Origin of the sequence: Cerasibacillus terrae (genome assembly GCF_008039555.1) — a bacterium.
GTDB lineage: Bacteria > Bacillota > Bacilli > Bacillales > Amphibacillaceae > Cerasibacillus > Cerasibacillus terrae.
On record NZ_VDUW01000002.1, the window covers coordinates 158451 to 177081 of the forward strand.

The 18631-nt window shown below is 36.0% G+C and carries 15 protein-coding genes; 12 read left to right on the forward strand and 3 right to left on the reverse strand.

Translation table 11 applies throughout. The annotated features are described in order from the left end of the window. Nucleotides 1-157 precede the first annotated feature (157 nt). Complete coding sequence (gene hemQ / locus FHP05_RS04210) at nucleotides 158-907, reverse strand: hydrogen peroxide-dependent heme synthase (protein ID WP_147665996.1); 750 nt, start codon at nucleotides 905-907, stop codon at nucleotides 158-160. Between the two features lie 176 nt (nucleotides 908-1083). Then, nucleotides 1084-1935, reverse strand: coding sequence for a lipoate--protein ligase family protein (locus tag FHP05_RS04215; RefSeq protein ID WP_147665997.1), 852 nt, complete (start codon nucleotides 1933-1935; stop codon nucleotides 1084-1086). Nucleotides 1936-2042: 107 nt separating this feature from the next. Here FHP05_RS04215 and FHP05_RS04220 point away from each other — a divergent pair, with 107 nt between their 5' ends. The 3 genes from FHP05_RS04220 (at nucleotide 2043) to FHP05_RS04230 (ending at nucleotide 4547) form a co-directional block, all read left to right on the forward strand. Beyond that, nucleotides 2043-3347, forward strand: a complete 1305-nt coding sequence (locus tag FHP05_RS04220) for an HD domain-containing protein (RefSeq protein ID WP_147665998.1) — start codon at nucleotides 2043-2045, stop codon at nucleotides 3345-3347. 2 nt (nucleotides 3348-3349) lie between these two features. Next, nucleotides 3350-3844 carry a YwgA family protein gene (locus FHP05_RS04225; RefSeq protein ID WP_147665999.1) on the forward strand — a complete coding sequence of 165 codons (495 nt, stop codon included), beginning with the start codon at nucleotides 3350-3352 and terminating at the stop codon, nucleotides 3842-3844. A gap of 184 nt (nucleotides 3845-4028) precedes the next feature. After that, nucleotides 4029-4547, forward strand: coding sequence for a YwhD family protein (locus tag FHP05_RS04230; RefSeq protein ID WP_147666000.1), 519 nt, complete (start codon nucleotides 4029-4031; stop codon nucleotides 4545-4547). Between the two features lie 539 nt (nucleotides 4548-5086). On the opposite strand, the gene FHP05_RS04235 is transcribed toward FHP05_RS04230, so the two are convergent. Beyond that, on the reverse strand, nucleotides 5087-7117 hold the full coding sequence (locus FHP05_RS04235; protein ID WP_147666001.1) for a transglycosylase domain-containing protein: 2031 nt from the start codon (nucleotides 7115-7117) through the stop codon (nucleotides 5087-5089). Nucleotides 7118-7366: 249 nt separating this feature from the next. Here FHP05_RS04235 and FHP05_RS04240 point away from each other — a divergent pair, with 249 nt between their 5' ends. The 9 genes from FHP05_RS04240 to FHP05_RS04280 all read left to right on the forward strand — a co-directional run bounded on the left by FHP05_RS04240 (nucleotide 7367) and on the right by FHP05_RS04280 (nucleotide 18286). Continuing rightward, complete coding sequence (locus FHP05_RS04240) at nucleotides 7367-7786, forward strand: DUF1934 domain-containing protein (RefSeq protein WP_147666002.1); 420 nt, start codon at nucleotides 7367-7369, stop codon at nucleotides 7784-7786. Nucleotides 7787-7998: 212 nt separating this feature from the next. Further along, a complete protein-coding gene (locus FHP05_RS04245; RefSeq protein WP_147666003.1) occupies nucleotides 7999-10107 on the forward strand; it encodes a (Fe-S)-binding protein in 2109 nt (702 codons plus the stop codon). Between the two features lie 154 nt (nucleotides 10108-10261). Next, nucleotides 10262-11449, forward strand: coding sequence for an acetyl-CoA C-acetyltransferase (locus FHP05_RS04250; RefSeq protein WP_147666004.1), 1188 nt, complete (start codon nucleotides 10262-10264; stop codon nucleotides 11447-11449). Between the two features lie 265 nt (nucleotides 11450-11714). Continuing rightward, on the forward strand, nucleotides 11715-12566 hold the full coding sequence (locus tag FHP05_RS04255) for a 3-hydroxybutyryl-CoA dehydrogenase (protein ID WP_147666005.1): 852 nt from the start codon (nucleotides 11715-11717) through the stop codon (nucleotides 12564-12566). Between the two features lie 40 nt (nucleotides 12567-12606). After that, a complete protein-coding gene (locus tag FHP05_RS04260) occupies nucleotides 12607-13746 on the forward strand; it encodes an acyl-CoA dehydrogenase (protein ID WP_147666006.1) in 1140 nt (379 codons plus the stop codon). Between the two features lie 80 nt (nucleotides 13747-13826). Further along, nucleotides 13827-14966, forward strand: a complete 1140-nt coding sequence (locus FHP05_RS04265) for an acyl-CoA dehydrogenase (protein ID WP_147666007.1) — start codon at nucleotides 13827-13829, stop codon at nucleotides 14964-14966. An 81-nt stretch (nucleotides 14967-15047) separates the two neighbouring features. Then, a complete protein-coding gene (locus tag FHP05_RS04270) occupies nucleotides 15048-15668 on the forward strand; it encodes a TetR/AcrR family transcriptional regulator (protein WP_147666008.1) in 621 nt (206 codons plus the stop codon). Between the two features lie 290 nt (nucleotides 15669-15958). Further along, nucleotides 15959-16477 (forward strand): DNA-directed RNA polymerase subunit delta, encoded by a 519-nt coding sequence (gene rpoE, locus FHP05_RS04275; protein ID WP_147666009.1) that lies wholly within the window; start codon nucleotides 15959-15961, stop codon nucleotides 16475-16477. Nucleotides 16478-16696: 219 nt separating this feature from the next. Further along, nucleotides 16697-18286: a CTP synthase gene (locus FHP05_RS04280; protein WP_147666010.1), complete on the forward strand. Its 1590-nt coding sequence runs from the start codon at nucleotides 16697-16699 to the stop codon at nucleotides 18284-18286. The last annotated feature ends 345 nt before the right edge of the window (nucleotides 18287-18631 follow it).

Genomic DNA, 18631 nt, shown 5'->3' on the forward strand with positions numbered 1-18631 from the left:
GATGGTCGTTCCATTAAAGATATGTATGTTGAAAGCAAAAGGGATATGACAAGAGGGGGAGGTATTTATCTTTAAAAAGTATTTTTTTCTATAAAGTGGATTTTTAGCAGAAAAAAATTGGCAGCGGGAATACCGTCTGCCAATCATTAAACTTTTATTAAACGTGTAAAAATGCTGCTACAGCTTCTTTTTTCAAAATGTTTCCTACGAAGAAGTAGCCGAATTCACCATAGCGTGAGCTCGCTTCATCAAAACGCATTTCATAGACGATTTTTTTGAACTCTAATGGATCATGTGCAAATAGCGTAACGCCCCATTCCCAGTCATCGATACCAATGGAACCAGTAATATATTGTTTTACTTTTCCAGCATATTTTCTGCCTGTTTTGCTGTGTTCGTACAATAATTTACCACGAGCATCGCTTTCTAATGTGTACCAGTTTTCTTCACCAATTCGACGGCGATTCATCGGATAGAAACAGATATGTTCCCATTTAGGTAAAATAGGTTTTAATCTTGCTTGAACTTCTGGTAATGTTTCTGGGTCAACACCATCTTTTGATTTTCGATATTTTGCTAATTCAATAATGGAAACATAGGAATGTTCTGGGATAAGGAATTCCGCCATTTTTGATTTGTTTAATTCTGTTTCTAATTCATTTAATTCTTCCATTGTTGGGCGTAAGAACATAAACATAAGATCTGCTTTTTGGCCAACAACTGTATACAATGCATGGCTTCCGTTTTTACCTTCTTCTACTTTTTCCCATTTTTCAATTAGTTTATGGAAGCTAGCAAGTGCTTCTTCACGCTCTTCTTCAGACGCAAGTTTCCAAGAAATCCAGTCAACAGAACGCATATCATGTAAAGAATACCAACCGTCCATCGTTTCTACAGCTTCTACCATTTGAATCTCTCCTTTATGTAAAGTGAATTTAAAATATAATCTTTTTTAAGGATTATAAATAGCATAACCCAATTTTTACTATATCATAACGATGGAAGGGCTTCATTTAAGATGCTGTTTAAAAATGATTTGTATTAGCTAAAAAGACCCTATTTGTCACGAAATTGTTAAAAATATCATAGGAATTTGTGAATTATCTCATTGCGTTTTTCCATCATTTTCATTCGCTTTTGGAATGTCTTCTTTTCTTCTAGAGAAAAATCCTCAATCACAACTTCCTTACTTATCTCCCTTAATGCCTTTTTTGTCCGGTGAATCATATTTTCCATCGTCATTTTCCGACCAAGTAGGTTTGTTAGAGATGCCATTTTTTGTGGCTTGATTTTTGGATAGGTGAATTTTGTCATCTCTTGTTGAATGCCAATATCATAGAAATCACGAACGAGTCTTGCACGGTTTTCACTACCTCCATCGACATCTAAATAAATTTGCACAGCGGCAGCATCTTTTATACGACGCTGAGAAATACCAGCAAATTTTTTCCCGGCGATACTTAAGTCATAATCACCTGGACAATATGATCCAACAATTTCATAGGCTTGAATCTCGTTTGTGACATCTTTTAACATATGTTGCACAAAGGTGACCATCGCTTCATAACAATCATAAATAGAAATATCCCTCATATTTGGTAAGATGAGGGATATATTTAAAATTTCCTCATCAAGTACAACCGCTAGTCCGCCTGAATTACGGACAATGACTTGATAACCCTGGTCTTGGAGTAATTTAACTCCATCTTTTAGATAGGGGATGCGTGTATCGGGAATCCCAAGGACAACTGTTTTTGGGTGAACCCATAGTCTAACAGTTGGTGGGGACATATGATTACTTACAGCAGTAGAGATTGCATCATCAATCGCAAATGAAGTCATCGCTGTATAGGCTTTGTTTTGAAAAATGGTGCAATTGGTATGGTCCATATAACGGAAAGTAGAATGTTGCATGATATCATCTAATGTTTTCATAAAAGTCCCTCTCATTTAAATGTCATGATTTTTACCCTTTTAACTATGAACACTCTATTATATAATAATACATAATCGTCGAAAAGAAACGAGTTGAATGTAAAAAAATGGCGTATAAAGATGAACAATTACATGAAGAAAAAGTGTTCAAAGATCCTGTTCACCGGTATGTGCATGTTCGAGACCGGGTGATATGGGATTTAATTGCAACACCAGAGTTTCAACGACTAAGACGAATTAAACAATTAGGTACGACATATTTAACATTCCATGGTGCAGAACATAGTCGTTTTAATCATTCTCTTGGGGTTTACGAAATTGTCCGGAGAATTATATTCAATTTTAAGGACCGTAAACATTGGAATGAACAGGACCGCTTGCTCTGTTTATGTGCAGCTCTTTTACATGATTTAGGACATGGGCCTTTTTCCCATTCCTTTGAAAAAGTGTTCAAATTAGATCATGAACATTATACACAACAAATCATTGTCGGTGATACAAAAGTAAATCATGTGTTAGAAAAGGTATATCCAGGATTTGCTAATGAGGTTGCTGATGTGATTGCTAAAACCCATTCCAATAAACTTGTCGTAAGTCTAATTTCTAGTCAAATTGATGCTGACCGTATGGATTATTTACAGCGCGACTCCTATTTTACAGGGGTGAGCTACGGTCATTTTGATATGGAACGTATTTTGCGTGTGATGCGCCCAACGGAGGATCAAGTCGTCATTAAATCAACTGGGATGCATGCAGTAGAAGACTATATTATGAGCCGCTATCAGATGTATTGGCAAGTATATTTTCATCCTGTCACTCGTAGTTCTGAGGTGATTTTGACGAAAATTTTCCATCGTGTAAAACATTTATATGATAAAGGCTACATATTTAAATTAGAACCGACACATTTCATATCTTTTTTCAAAAACGAGGAAAATCTCCAAGATTATTTAAAACTCGACGAAGCGATTGTTTATTACTATTTCCAAATGTGGCAAGAGGAAACAGATGAAGTTTTACAAGATTTATGTGAAAGATTTATCAATCGACGTCTGTTTAAATATGTTGAATTTGATCCAAATAAGATGATGAATGTGTGGTTAGAGCTGATTCAATTGTTTAAAAATATTAGAATCGATCCTGATTATTATCTTGTTGTTGACTCTTCTTCTGACTTACCATATGATTTTTACCGGCCGGGAGAAGAAGGGGAACGGTTACCGATTCATTTATTAATGCCAAATCAGGAATTAAGGGAGTTATCCCGAGAATCAGATGTCGTGGAGGCAATCTCAGGGAAAAAACGAACAGATCATAAATTATATTTTCCATTAGATATGTTGAAAGAAAATAAGGACAAAGAAACAGTTGAGAAAATCATGGCAATTTTACAGATTCAAGGAGATGTTTAAGGATGTTAATGAATCATTCCAAAGTCATGCAGTTTTTTTCTGTAGTAGGAGAGGTAACTGGACGGAAAAAACTCCAAAAAATGATTTATATTCTACAATCATGTGGGGTGCCTTTTGAGGAAAAGTATCAATTTCACTTTTATGGACCATACTCTGAAGAGTTGTCCCTCCGAATAGAAGAGCTATGTAATCTTGGATTTATTGAAGAAGAAAAGGAAGATAAGAGCAATTATATTCAGTACCATTATCAGATTACAGAACATGGCGTGGATTTCTTAGAGCATTTTCAATCGGACATGCCTGATTTCAGTGAGCAGGCAAATCTCTTATTAGCAGAGAGTTCCCGCTTTTTGGAATTAGTAGCAACGATGCTATTTTTCAAAGACCTCCCTCGAGAAGTAGTGGAGAAAAAAGTGCATCATGTCAAACCGAAGCAGAACTATAGTCCCGTGGAAATGGCAAAAGCATGGGAATTAATTGATACATTGGTACAGTGAATGTGATTGATGCTTTGCTTAGTAACGAAGCTAGGACATAAGTTGAATACGAACTATCTATCATATAAATTATGAAAAAAGCTGTAGACCTATTAGGAAATCATCCATGCCTCTTACGTGAAATAAATACATACTCTATGCTACAATTAAAAGAAGTATGTATTTCAGAAGGAGGCAATTAACAATGAATTCAAATCAACCTTCCAATAAAAAGAAAAATCGCTTTACCATTATAAAAGATGACTCTAATGATGGACATGGTGGTTATGGTGCTGGGTCCATTAGTTTAGAAAATATGTCGTCTGTCATTGTTGATCCAAATGAAAAAACAGCATATCTTGATATGGATGCAATGCATGCTAGAAGTGCAATTGAGAGACGTGTAAAATATATGCCGGATCGGGAAGATGTACCTAATCCAAAAAAATATTGGATTGTTTGGGTGACAGTGGAACAAGGGAAAGAAAGTCCATATTATGCAGGTGTTGCTGGATGTGAGTTGCTTGTTGATAAACCAAATAAACGTGCATATAAATCCATGCCAGAACATGTGCAAAACATGGAAGCATCTTTAAAGGGAAAAATTATTGTTGATCATATGGACGATTTATCGAAACAATTATTACATGATTATTTAAAGGATTTTAATCAAGAATTCTGGGAGCATTCTACAGAGGAATTGAAAAGTCAATTAAATATCTAGTAAAGGCCCGATTCGTTCAACTAACAATCAGTGAGAGGAAAATAAACCTCCCACTGATTGAAGTTTCACTTTATCGCAGATTAACTGGCTGTAAGACCTCCACATCAAGAATTTGAGATATTCAAGAATTATAGGTGGAGGATCAACAGCCAGTAAAGGCCCGATTCGTTCAACTAACAATCAGTGAGAGGAAAATAAACCTCCCACTGATTGAAGTTTCACTTTATAAAATCGGTTTAATAAAAAAGTCACAAATTATTCACATTTTGTGACTGAATCATGAAGTTAACTATAAACCCTTGTACTTTTCAAAGGAAATTTGTAAAATATACAGTACATGGACAATCAATATTACTAGGACAAAATAAAAGCCGACTCGTTTGCAGCTAGGACACTGCATATGAAGTCGGCTTTTATCTTTATCGCAGATCAACAGCCAGTAAAGGCCCGATTGGTTCAACTAACAATCAGTGGGAGAAAGATAAATCCCTCCACTGATTGAAGTTTCACTTTATCTATGTTTTTTTGAGTATATAAGGTTAATCAAAAAATAATTCAAACCATTTTTGAAAAATGCCTTTTTCTTTTCCTTCTTTCTTTTCCCCCTCTTTTTCAGGTGCTTGATGTTCTTTACAATAAGTTGTTGGTTCTGTTCCGATTTCAAAATACATGACATGATTGGTTGGGCAATTTGGTGTTGCTCTTTTTCCTGTTTCTGGATCAATCGGAATGCCGATGACCCCTTTTGGTGGCATGAATGTGCTCATTGGTATATCTTGATGTGCTTTTTCCATAAACTTGGCCCAGATTTCTTTGGCATATTTTTTTTCGCGGACACGTTCTAGTTCACGATTATCATCATATCCAGTCCAAATACCTGTTACAATTTCAGGACTATAGCCAATCATCCAACTATCCGATTCTGTTGTTCCTGATTTCCCTGCATAAGGTCTGGATAATTGATCAATGATAGGGGATCCTGTTACAGACATGTATCCATTTAATGATTCATCGAACATACCTGTAAGAAGTTCTGTTAAAATAAACGCCTTTTTCTCATCAAAAATTTGCCTTTTTGGATGTTCTCTTGTATATAAAGTTTTCCCATTCTTATCCACTATTTTTTCTATAGCATGCTCCTCAATCTGCATTCCACCGTTTCCTATCATCCCATAAGCTGTAACCATTTCTTGTAAAGGGACAGAAGCAGTCCCAAGTGCTAAAGAGGGAACACGTGGCAAATCTCCTGTGATTCCAAATTTCTTCGCAGTTTCTACCAACGTATCCATCCCGATGAATAAGTGAGTTTTTACTGCATAAATATTATCAGACAAGGCTAGAGCTTGTGCCAATGTAATCGGATCATTTGCATAATAACCATTGTAATTACGAGGTTGATACGTATTGTTATTTGCAAATTCAAATGTAGTTGGTTTACTCATTAATGTCGTATTTGCTGTAAAGCCGCGCTCTAATGCTGCATAAAATAAAATAGGTTTAAATGTAGATCCGGTCATTCTTCTGGAATGTGTTGCACGATTAAAAGGGCTTTTTTGAAAGTCTCGACCACCAACAAGTGCTCGGATTGCTCCTGTATTTGGATCCAATGCAAGTGCACCAATTTCAATATCACTTTTTGAGTCGATTGTTTTTTCAATTGTTTCTTCCAATTTATCCTGATGGTCTTGATTTAAGGTTGTATAAATACGGTAGCCACCAGCTTGGATGGCTTCTCGATCCATCTGCAATATTTTTTTTGCCTCTTGTAGGACTGTTTCTTGAAAATAATTACTCGTATCAGAAGAAAGGGAAGGATCGTATTTTGCATAATCCAAACTTTCATTCTTTGCTAGTTCAAACGTTTGTTTAGAAATAACTCCTTCTTCATGCATGACACGCAAAATAAGTTGTTGACGTTTTTCTGCCTTTTCTTTATTAAGGAAAGGTGAAAAATAACTAGGCCCCTTAGGGATACCTGCTAACATGGCAGACTCAGCTAAGGTCAAATCTTTTGCCTTCTTATTGAAATAGACTTGACTGGCTGCTTCAATCCCATAAGCACCGGCACCATAATAAATCGTATTTAAATATCCTTCTAAAATTTCTGTTTTCGAATAAAACATTTCTAATCGGATTGTATAGATTGCTTCTTTTATTTTTCGGGACCATGTTTTTTCATGGGATAGATATAGATTACGAGCATATTGTTGGGTTAACGTACTTGCTCCTTCTTTTAATGAGCCACTTTTAATATCTTTTAAGGCGGCAATTAGAATTCGTTTTATATCGAAACCGTGATGCTTAAAGAAATGTTGATCTTCAATAGCAATCATTGCATCGATTACATGGGGGGATATGTCTGTTAAAGACACCCAATCCTGATTTTCTTTTCCTTTCCCTTCACCAATCTTTTCACCAGATGTGTCATAATATATGGTGTCTTGCTCATCTGAAATTGGCGGAGGACCTATTAAATAAAGCACTACGAAAAACAAGATGACCATCGAAATGATCCCCAGACCGAACTTTAATAATATACGATTGATTGGTTTTAAATGTATTCGTCCCATCGCTCACTGATGCTCCATTTTTAAAATTAGTTTGTTTGTCATATTATGGGGAAAAAATCTAGAATATAAACGAGGAAGAATGAGATAAGACCAATCTATATGAAGAGATCCTTTTAGAGACAAGTTTTGGAGAACTACATGTGATAAAAGGATATGTCAATTATTCATGAAAATAGCTTCAAAGCATTCTCTTTCTCTACATAATTCGTTATAATAGAAAAGAATTTATATAGAAATTGAGGCGATAAGATGGGGCAAGAAATACAAATTAATTTGCATATGACAATCGATGATAATGGCCAGATGGAATACAATACAATCAGAGAAAAAGGGGAGTATTTCCAAAGGGATCAGTTTGATGTACTCTCATATGTGGAATCAAATAATGAAGATGGTCCAATAAAGAATCGGATTACCATTCAACCAGAACGTGTGAACATTAAACGCTCAGGCCATGTTCAAATGAACCAACAATTTCGTCTCCATAAAAAGACTGAAAATGTATTTAAACATCCTTATGGAACAATCCGTATGGAAACGTACACGAAATCAATTGTCTATAAAAGACTAGAAAATAAAGAAGATGGCTCCTTAATCATTGAATACTCTGTTAAGCTGAATGGTCAAGAAGCGCGAGAACATCGCTTAGAATTGTATTTCGAAGAATGAGTTGTCATCTGAACTTTCTGTCGTTAAAACAATAAAAAAAGAGAATATTTGTAAAAAAATCATATTTTATAAATAAAAAAAGTTGACTGAATGCTCGTTCATATTTATAGTATAATATGAGCACATAGAAAAGTAGTCTAGAAAGTAGTTTTTTTAGGTTTGTAATCGTTATCATTTTTAGATGTCTTAAAATATAAAAGGGGGCGCGAATAATGAAGGGGTTTCTACTGATTAATATGTTAGCTTTTATTGCGGTTACAGTCTATGCCCTATACCTATTTGGTAGGGTTATAGCAACAAGACTTGCTTACATTCGTCTAGGTAAGAAATCAGAATTTGATGGGCAAGTAAAAGAGCGTTTGGGTAAAATTTGGACAATCGTATTTGGTCAATCGAAACTGTTAAAGGATAAAAAATCCGGAATCATGCACGTCATGATGTTTTATGGATTTCTCCTTGTCCAATTCGGTGCAATTGATATGTTCATTAAAGGGCTAGCTCCTGGAAAACATTTGCCATTTGGGCCAATTTATCCTGGGTTTACCTTTTTCCAAGAACTAGTAACATTAATGATCTTAATTTCAGTTGCCTTTGCTTTTTACAGACGTTATATTGAGAAACTACCTCGTTTAAAACGTGGTTTAAAGTCTGGTTTAGTATTGATTTTTATTGGGACATTGATGATTTCTGTTCTTCTAGGTAATGGAATGTTATTAATCTGGGAAGAACAAGCAGCTACATGGTCTCAACCTGTTGCTAGTTTAGTAGCTACTGTATTTGGATTTTTATCACCAACTGCAGCAATGGTTCTGTTTTTCATCTTTTGGTGGATCCACACTATTACATTACTAGTCTTTTTAGTTTATGTACCACAATCTAAACACGCACACTTAATTGCAGCACCTATTAATGTTTTCTTAAGTAAGCGTGTTCCAGGAAAATTGGAAAAATTAGATTTCGATATTGATGAAGACGATGATGAAGAAGATATTTCATTTGGTGTTGGAAAGGTAGAAGATTTTGAACAATATCAATTAGTTGACTTATATGCTTGTGTAGAATGTGGCCGTTGTACAAGTGTTTGTCCGGCTGCTACAACAGGTAAGATGCTTTCACCAATGGATTTAATGGTTAAAATTCGTGACCATTTAACTGAAAAAGGTGCCGCGATTACAGGTAAATCACCATGGGTACCAACATACGCCTTTTCCAGTACAGCTGGTAATCAACTAGCAGGCCAAGGAAGTGAAGCAGCAGCAACGATGGAAGAAGTTAGCTTAATTGGTGATGTTATTACAGAAGAAGAATTAAATGCATGTACAACATGCCGTAACTGTGAAGATGCATGTCCAGTAATGAACGAACATGTTGATAAAATTATTGACCTACGTCGTTTCCTTGTAATGACCGAGGGTAAAATGGATTCTGATATCCAACGTGCGGTTATGAATATCGAACGTCAAGGAAACCCTTGGGGGCTTTCGAAAAAAGATCGAATTAAATGGCGTGAATTAGATGAATCTGTATATATTCCAACAATAAAGGAATTGAAGAAAGAAGATAAAGACTTCGAATACCTATTCTGGGTAAGTTCGATGGGTGCTTATGACAGCCGGAGTCAAAAGATTGCAATTGCATTTGCTAAATTAATGAATAAAGCAGGCATAAGTTTCGCTATTTTAGGAAATAAAGAAGCAAACTCTGGTGACACAGCAAGAAGAATTGGAAATGAATTTTTATTCCAAGAAATTGCAGAGAAAAATATTAAACAATTTCAGAAAAATGATGTAAAGAAAATTGTAACGATTGATCCACATGCTTATAACATTTTCAAAAATGAATATCCTGATTTTGGTTTCGAAGCAGAAGTTATTCACCATACACAAATGCTATATGATTTAGTAATGAATGGTAAATTGCAACCAAAAGGTGCTATTAAAGAAAGATTAACATACCATGATTCTTGTTATTTAGGCCGCTATAACGGTGTGTATGATCCACCAAGGGAAATCCTAAAGGCAATACCAGGTTTGGAACTTGTTGAGATGGACCGCTCCCATGAAAATGGAATGTGCTGTGGAGCAGGTGGAGGAATGATGTGGGCAGAAGAAACAACTGGAAACCGAATTAATGTTGCGAGAACGGAACAAGCATTAGAAGTTGAACCAACGATGATTTCCAGCGCATGTCCATATTGCTTAACCATGTTAAGTGATGGAACAAAGGCAAAAGAAGTAGAAGAAGATATTAGTACAATGGATGTAGCAGAAATTCTTGCATTATCAGTCTTCGATGAAGAAGAAACAACCAAGACAGCTTAAAAGTAATTACAGGAAGGCAAGCATAAAAAGAATAGGTGTGATGCCTTCCTTTTTTAAGTATGTTTTGATTGAGCGTTCAATCGATTTATGAGAAGATAGAATAGTAGAAATTGAAGCGTTTTCATGGAAATTATGGAGAGGATGACAAAAAATCATGAAAAAGACAGTTATTGTATCTGGAGCAAGGACACCTTTTGGTAAACTTGGAGGTTCATTAAAAGGAATAACTGCTTCTAAGTTAGGTGGTCATGCCATTAAAGCGGCACTAGACCGAGCAGGAATAGAAGGAAAAGAAGTCGATGAAGTAATTATGGGAAATGTCTTACAAGCAGGACAAGGCCAGATTCCATCACGTCAAGCTGCTAGGGAGGCTGGAATGCCATGGGAAGTGAAGACAGAAACAATTAACAAAGTATGTGCATCCGGTTTACGAAGTGTAACACTAGCCGATCAGCTTATTCGTTTAGGGGAAGAAGATGTAATTGTAGCAGGTGGAATGGAGAGTATGTCTAATGCTCCATATATATTACCAAATGCTCGCTTTGGATACCGAATGGGTGATCAAAAGGTAGTCGATTCTATGGTGCATGATGGACTAACGTGCTCTTTCCAAGGAGTACATATGGGTAACTACGGGAACTCCACATCTGAAGATTTAGGTATATCAAGAGAGTCACAAGATGAGTGGGCGTATCGCAGTCATCAACGTGCCATCTTAGCAATGGAGACAGGTAAATTTGCTGAAGAAATTGAACCGATTGAAGTACCTGTGCGTAAAAAAGACCCGATTCTTGTGGATACTGATGAAGCACCACGTAAGGATACAAACCTAGAAGTACTCGGGAAACTACGTCCAGTATTCGGGAAAGATGGAACAATTACAGCTGGAAACGCTCCAGGTGTTAATGATGGTGGAGCAGCTTTTGTACTTATGTCAGATGAAAAAGCAAAAGAATTAAATAAAGAACCTCTAGCAACCATCTTAGGTCATGCAGAAGTTGCTGTAGAAGCAGAGAATTTTCCAAAGACTCCTGGATATGTCATCAAAGAATTACTAGATAAAACAGGCTATTCGATGGATGATATTGAACTATTTGAAATTAACGAGGCATTTGCAACAGTTTCTCTTGCATCCATGCAAATTGCTGATATCCCACATGAAAAGGTAAATGTCAATGGTGGTGCAGTTGCATTAGGTCACCCAATTGGAGCAAGTGGTGCTCGTATTATCTTAACTTTAGCTTATGAACTAAAACGTCGTGGTGGCGGATTAGGAATCGCAGCCATTTGTAGTGGTGGCGGACAAGGAGACGCTATTTTAATCGAAGTTCCAAAACAATAATTTGGATATGAAGTAAAGGGTGCTTTTTAAAAGAATGATTTAAATAGAAATTTTATCGAAATTATCATTTGAAATACACGAAGACTCCAGCGGGAAAGCGAGCCAGGCGAGACCCCACAGAACGAAACGTTAGTGTAGTTCGAGGAGGCTCGCGGATTGCCCGCGGAAAGCGGAGTGTATTTCAAATGCGGTAGCATAAATAGAACAGCATATGAAGAATGATACAAAATAATAAACAGATACACATCTAAGGAGGTTTTCTATAATGACAATTAAAAAAGTAATGGTAATTGGTGCAGGACAAATGGGATCAGGAATTGCTCAAGTTTGTGCCCAATCAGGATTTGATGTGCTATTAAATGACATGAATAAAGAAGCACTAGACAAAGGTATGAATCGAATTGAAAAACTTCTGGCAAGATCTGTCGAAAAAGAACGTATGACAGAATCTGACAAAGAAGCAACAATGAGTCGCCTCAAACCATCTTCTATGTTAGAGGATGCAAAAGACTGTGATTTAGTTATCGAAGCAGTTGTAGAAAATATGGATGTGAAAACAAGTGTCTTTCAACAATTAGACGAAATTACACCAAAACATGCAATCCTAGCATCCAATACATCTTCTTTACCGATTACAGAGATTTGTGCTGTGACAAAACGTCCTGAGCAAGTCATTGGAATGCACTTTATGAATCCGGTTCCAGTCATGAAACTAGTAGAGGTAATTCGAGGATTACAAACAAGTGATGAAACATTTACGAAGATTGATGAGATGGCAAAACAATTAAATAAAACATCTGTTGAAGTAAATGACTTCCCAGGATTTGTTGCAAACCGTGTGTTAATGCCAATGATTAATGAGGCTGTTTATACGGTCTATGAAGGAGTAGCTTCTGTAGAAGATGTGGATACTGTCATGAAACTAGGAATGAATCACCCAATGGGACCATTAACATTAGCTGACTTTATTGGACTAGATACATGTCTCTACATTATGGAAGTCCTACATGAAGGATTAGGAGATAGTAAGTATCGTCCATGCCCATTATTACGTAAATATGTTAGTGCTGGTTGGTTAGGACGTAAATCTGGACGTGGCTTCTACACATACGATTAATAAATTAATAGACTATGCATAGAAAAGGGGACAGACAATCATGAACTTAACTTTTACAGAAGAACAAGAAATGATGCGCTCAATGGTACGTAACTTTGCGGAAAATGAAGTAGCAAAAGAAGTAGAAAGAATGGAAACGGAAGACCGTTTTCCGAAAGAAGTCATCCAAAAAATGGGTGAACTAGGACTTATGGGTGTACCAATTCCAGAAGAATATGGTGGAAGTGGGATGGATTTTACATCCTATATTATTGCGATTAATGAACTAGCGAAAGTAAGTGCAAGTGTTGGGGTTATTTTATCTGTACACACATCTGTTGGAACAAATCCAATTCTTTATTTTGGTACAGAAGAACAGAAAAAGAAATATGTTCCGAAACTAGCAAGTGGAGAATATTTAGGAGCATTTGCTTTAACAGAACCTAGTGCAGGATCTGATGCAGCTAGCTTACGTACTTCTGCTAAAAAAGATGGCGATTATTATATCCTAAATGGTTCTAAAATGTTTATTACAAACGGTGGAGTGGCAGATACATATGTCGTGTTTGCTCGCACAAGTGAAGAAAAACGTTCTAAAGGAATTAGTGCATTTATTGTTGAAAAAGACACTCCAGGATTAGTAATTGGTAAAAAAGAGCGAAAAATGGGCTTACATGGATCAAACACTGTCGAAATCAGTTTCGATAATTGTAAAGTACCGAAAGAACAATTATTAGGGGAAGAAGGACAAGGATTTAAAATTGCCATGTCCAACCTAAATGTTGGAAGAATTGGAATTGCGGCACAGGCTCTTGGTATAGCAGAAGCAGCTTTAGAGCATGCAGTTGAATATGCTAAGGAACGTGAACAATTTGGAAAACCAATTTCCCATCAGCAAGGTCTTTCTTTTAAACTAGCAGATATGGCAACAAGTGTAGAAGCTGCTAAAGTATTAACATATCAAGCAGCATCACTTGTTCAAAAAGGTTTACCTTGTGGAAAAGAAGCGTCCATGGCAAAAATGTATGCAACAAAAACAGCTGTTCAAACAGCAATTGAAGCTGTACAAGTTTTTGGTGGATATGGCTTTACAGAAGATTATCCAGTAGAGCGCTTTTTCCGTGATGCGAAAGTAACCGAAATCTATGAAGGAACAAACGAAATCCAACGACTTGTTATTGGTAAACACCTTTTAAAATAAAAATAATTCATGATATATATTAATAGATATTGAAATTATTCATGTAAACTAGCTTTTGACAAACAAGGAGGAACATAACAATGCAATTTCAATTAACAGAAGAACAAGAAATGTTACGTAAAATGGTAAGAGACTTTGCAGAAAACGAGGTAGCACCAACTGCTGCAGAGCGTGATGAAGAAGAAAGATTTGACAGAGAAATTTTTAATAAAATGGCTGAACTTGGATTAACAGGAATTCCATGGCCAGAGGAGTATGGTGGAATTGGCGCCGATTTTGTAAGCTATGTGATTGCTGTTGAAGAACTATCTCGTGTTTGTGCATCAACAGGTGTTACGTTATCAGCACACCTATCACTTGCTAGCTGGCCAATTTATAAATACGGAAATGAAGAACAAAAACAAAATTTCCTTCGCCGTTTAGCAACAGGAGAAGCTCTAGGTGCTTATGCATTATCTGAGCCTGGTGCAGGAAGTGATGTTGTTTCCATGCGTATGACAGCAAAAGAAGATGGAGATGACTATATTTTAAACGGGAATAAAGTATGGATTACAAATGGTGGAGTAGCAGACATCTACATCGTCTTTGCTAAGACAGATCAAGATGCACGTCACCGCGGTATCAGTGCATTTATTGTCGAAAAAGGAACAGAAGGCTTCTCATTTGGTAAAAAAGAAAAGAAATTAGGAATTCGTTCCTCACCAACAACAGAACTTATTTTCGAAAATTGTCGTATTCCGAAAGAAAATATGCTTGGTAAAGAAGGAGAAGGTTTTAAAGTTGCGATGACCACATTAGATGGTGGACGTAATGGTATTGCCGCTCAAGCAGTTGGAATTGCGCAAGGGGCTTTAGATGCTGCAGTCGATTATGCAAAAGAAAGAGAGCAATTTGGTAAGCCAATTGCCCATAACCAAGGAATTTCATTTAAATTAGCAGATATGGCGACAGATGTGGAAGCATCTCGACTATTAACATATCAAGCAGCATGGTTAGAATCGAATAAATTACCATATGGGAAAGAATCTGCCATGTCTAAATTATTTGCAGGGGACGCTGCAATGCGTGTAGCAACAGAAGCTGTTCAGGTATTCGGTGGATATGGTTATACAAAGGATTACCCTGTTGAAAGATTTATGCGTGATGCAAAAATCACTCAGATTTATGAAGGAACAAACGAAATTCAACGACTTGTTATCGGCAGAATGTTGACGAAATAAGTAGAAAGTTGATAGTGAGGCATGTGTGGCCTATCGCCATGCATGCCTTTTTTACCAGTAAATATAAGGAGGGACGTGGTGATGGAACGTAAAAAGATTCTTTCCAATGTAAAAAATAGAGAATTAGTTATGAAACGTCGTAATCAAATGATCAAGGGAGCAATTAGTCTCTTTAAAGAAAAAGGATTTCATCGAACAACGACAAGAGAGATTGCGAAAGAATCTGGTTTCAGTATTGGTACACTTTATGAATATATACGAACAAAAGAGGATGTCTTGTTTCTTGTATGTGATTCCATTTATGAACAAGTAAAGCAGCGTCTAGAACTTGTCATCGCGAAGGAAGTTCCTTCTGTAAAAATGTTGAAAAATGTTGTACGGGCCTATTTTGAATTAATGGATGAGATGCAAGAAGAAGTTCTTGTCATGTACCAAGAAGTAAAATCCTTAGAGAAAGAAGCACAGGAGTATGTACTAAAAAAAGAGCGTGAGATGGTGGATATGCTAAAGCAAGTCATTGAATCTTGCTTACCAGAGCATAATATATCGGATATGGATACGGAATTAATTGCAAATAATATTTTTATTCAAGGACAAATGTGGGGTTTTCGTCGTTGGATTTTGCAGAAACAATTCAAATTAGATGAATACATTGATCGGCAACTCTTTTATCTTATGCGTGTATTATTAATTGAAGAATAAATTGTAGGTAGCTAGCAACAATCTATAGAAAAAGAATCCAAGGAAAATATATGCTATACCATATCCAGTCATGACTTGCCTATTATAGTAGAAAAATAAAAGAAAATCTTTTACAATATTATTTGATTATGAAGTATGGTATAGTTTATACTTCAATAATGAAAAACAAGAAAAGCAAAAGGTTTTAATAAATCATTCGATGCATTAATATGAAACGTATGAAATGCAACGAATAGAGAAAGATATTTTAGGCAAGTCGCCTTAATAACGTGTAAAGGGAGTGCTGTTCGATGAGCTTAAAAAGCGTTAGCAAGGATAAATTACAATTTCTATCAATGATTGAGTTGGCTAATCTGTTATTGATGGACGAAAAGAAGGAATTGGAACTAAAGGAAATCTTTAAAAAAATTAGTGAAATAAAGGGATTTACAAAAGAACAAGAACTAGATAAATTGGCACAGTTCTATACAGACTTAAATACAGATGGTCGTTTTATGACATTAGGCTCTAATGTTTGGACATTAAAGCGTTGGTACCCTATCGATGAAATTGATGATGAAGTTAAAGTAAGACATAAAAAAAAGTCTAAACAAGATGATGACGATGAAGAATTTCCAGATATTCTAGATGATGAAGATGATTTGGAAAAAGATGATGAAGAAGAAAATGAATATGATGAAGCTGATGATGCAGACGAAGAATTTAAAGATATAGATGCAGACATAGATGAAAAAGTGGATGATGAATTACTAGATGACGAAGAATTCGATGACGAGTCATTTGAAGAAGACGATGATGAAGAATTTTAAGTAAGGAACTTGACTTTTTTATGCCAGATAGGTAATATTCTTATTGGGCTCATTAAATTCGACTTATAAGCGTTTCCCCTGTTCAATGGGGAGGCGCTTTTCTTATTTATAAATTACTCAATTTACCAAGAGTAATTCTTTACGAATGAAGCTTCACTTTTTATCAAAGATTAATAAAAGACGTTAATTTAAGATATTCTTAGAAAGAGGGATGACAGAATGACAAAGTATATTTTTGTCACAGGTGGTGTTGTTTCATCACTAGGAAAAGGAATTACAGCTGCTTCATTAGGACGTTTATTAAAAAGCCGTGGTTTAAAGGTAACCTTACAAAAATTTGACCCATATCTTAACGTGGATCCAGGGACAATGAGCCCATACCAACATGGGGAAGTTTTTGTTACAGAGGATGGAGCGGAGACAGATTTAGATGTAGGGCATTATGAGCGTTTTATCGATATCAATTTAAATAAATATAGTAATATTACGACAGGTAAAGTATATTCTTCAGTTATTCAAAAAGAGCGTAATGGGGAATATGGTGGGGCGACTGTCCAAGTTATTCCACATATTACTAACCAAATAAAAGATCAGGTTTTTCGGGCTGGAAAAGCAACAGAAGCAGATGTTGTCATTACAGAAATTGGTGGGACAGTTGGTGATATTGAATCCCTTCCGTTTTTAGAGGCAATTCGCCAAATTAAAAGTGATGTAGGAAGAGAAAGTGTGATGTACATCCACTGTACACTTGTTCCGTTTATTCAAGCTGCAGGTGAAATGAAAACAAAACCAACCCAACATAGTGTAAAAGAATTACGTTCATTAGGAATACAGCCAGATGCGATTGTCTTACGTACAGAGCATCCGATCAGTAAAGATAATAAAGAAAAAATTGCTCTATTTTGTGATATTAATTACAACGCTGTTATCGAAATGCAGGATCTAGATAATTTATATCAAATCCCTGTGGAACTACAAAAACAACAACTTGACAAATTAGTTTGTGATCATTTACATCTAACTTGTGATGAGCCGAATATGGCTGAATGGATGCACCTGATTGAAAAGGTTAATAAATTAACAAATACGGTTCATATTGGCCTTGTAGGAAAATATGTAGAACTCCCAGATGCTTATTTATCTGTTGTCGAGGCATTGAAACATGCAGGTTATGCATATGAATCAGATGTCGTTGTACATTGGATTAATTCTGAGAAACTAGATCCTGAAACCATTGATCAACAATTGGAAAAGGTAGATGGAATTATTGTTCCTGGAGGGTTTGGCCACCGCGGAATTGATGGAAAAATGGAAGCCATTCGTTATGCACGTGAAAATAATATTCCGTTTTTAGGAATTGGACTTGGTATGCAATTAGCTGCTGTTGAATTTGCAAGAAATGTGCTTGGTTTAGATAATGCACATACAACAGAGGTTCTTCCGGAAACAGCTAATCCAATCGTTGACTTACCGGTAGAACAAAAAGAAAATGAAAAGGGAGATTTTCGCCTAGGAAATTATCCTTGTCGCCTAGTAGACGGCACAAAAACAAAAGCAGCTTATCAAGGTCAGGAAATTATTGAAGAACGTCATCGCAATTGTTATGAATTAAATCAAGCCTATATTGAGCAGTTGGAAAGTAATGGATTTATTATTTCCGGAATGAGTACAGATGAGAAATACGTGGAAATCATTGAAATAAAGAATCATCCATGGTTTGTCGCATGTCAGTTCCACCCAGAATTCAAATCACGCCCAACAAAAGCACAAGCACTATTCTTAGGATTTATTGGTGCGACTGTCAAATAAACATGAAACTCACGATAATCATATCGTGAGTTTTTTTTTCGCAGATTAACTGGCTGTAAGACCTCCACATCAAGAAATCGAGATACTGAAGAATTATAAGTGGAGGATCAACAGCCAGTAAAAGCCCGATTCGTTTAATTAACAATCAGTGGGAGAAGAAGAAACTCCCCCTGATTGAAGTTTCACTTTATTAGGCTATAAGGGCTATTTTTACTAAAGAAAAAGGAGTTACGGCTGTTCGTGTCGAATGAATGAGAATAGAAAGAAAACTTTATCACAGGTTAACTGGATATAAGACGAATCTTCAGGAATTCAAAAGAACTAAGAATTACAAGTAGGGATCAA

What these genes read in the sequence shown, in the direction of transcription:
- FHP05_RS04265 (WP_147666007.1), top strand. Translation starts at nt 13,827, where the DNA reads ATGCAATTTCAATTAACAGAAGAACAAGAAATGTTACGTAAAATGGTA.
- FHP05_RS04270 (WP_147666008.1), top strand. Translation starts at nt 15,048, where the DNA reads ATGGAACGTAAAAAGATTCTTTCCAATGTAAAAAATAGAGAATTAGTT.
- rpoE (WP_147666009.1), top strand. Translation starts at nt 15,959, where the DNA reads ATGAGCTTAAAAAGCGTTAGCAAGGATAAATTACAATTTCTATCAATG.
- FHP05_RS04250 (WP_147666004.1), top strand. Translation starts at nt 10,262, where the DNA reads ATGAAAAAGACAGTTATTGTATCTGGAGCAAGGACACCTTTTGGTAAA.
- FHP05_RS04215 (WP_147665997.1), bottom strand. Translation starts at nt 1,935, where the DNA reads ATGAAAACATTAGATGATATCATGCAACATTCTACTTTCCGTTATATG.
- FHP05_RS04240 (WP_147666002.1), top strand. Translation starts at nt 7,367, where the DNA reads ATGGGGCAAGAAATACAAATTAATTTGCATATGACAATCGATGATAAT.
- FHP05_RS04245 (WP_147666003.1), top strand. Translation starts at nt 7,999, where the DNA reads ATGAAGGGGTTTCTACTGATTAATATGTTAGCTTTTATTGCGGTTACA.
- FHP05_RS04230 (WP_147666000.1), top strand. Translation starts at nt 4,029, where the DNA reads ATGAATTCAAATCAACCTTCCAATAAAAAGAAAAATCGCTTTACCATT.
- FHP05_RS04255 (WP_147666005.1), top strand. Translation starts at nt 11,715, where the DNA reads ATGACAATTAAAAAAGTAATGGTAATTGGTGCAGGACAAATGGGATCA.
- FHP05_RS04220 (WP_147665998.1), top strand. Translation starts at nt 2,043, where the DNA reads ATGGCGTATAAAGATGAACAATTACATGAAGAAAAAGTGTTCAAAGAT.
- FHP05_RS04235 (WP_147666001.1), bottom strand. Translation starts at nt 7,117, where the DNA reads ATGGGACGAATACATTTAAAACCAATCAATCGTATATTATTAAAGTTC.
- FHP05_RS04225 (WP_147665999.1), top strand. Translation starts at nt 3,350, where the DNA reads ATGTTAATGAATCATTCCAAAGTCATGCAGTTTTTTTCTGTAGTAGGA.
- FHP05_RS04280 (WP_147666010.1), top strand. Translation starts at nt 16,697, where the DNA reads ATGACAAAGTATATTTTTGTCACAGGTGGTGTTGTTTCATCACTAGGA.
- FHP05_RS04260 (WP_147666006.1), top strand. Translation starts at nt 12,607, where the DNA reads ATGAACTTAACTTTTACAGAAGAACAAGAAATGATGCGCTCAATGGTA.
- hemQ (WP_147665996.1), bottom strand. Translation starts at nt 907, where the DNA reads ATGGTAGAAGCTGTAGAAACGATGGACGGTTGGTATTCTTTACATGAT.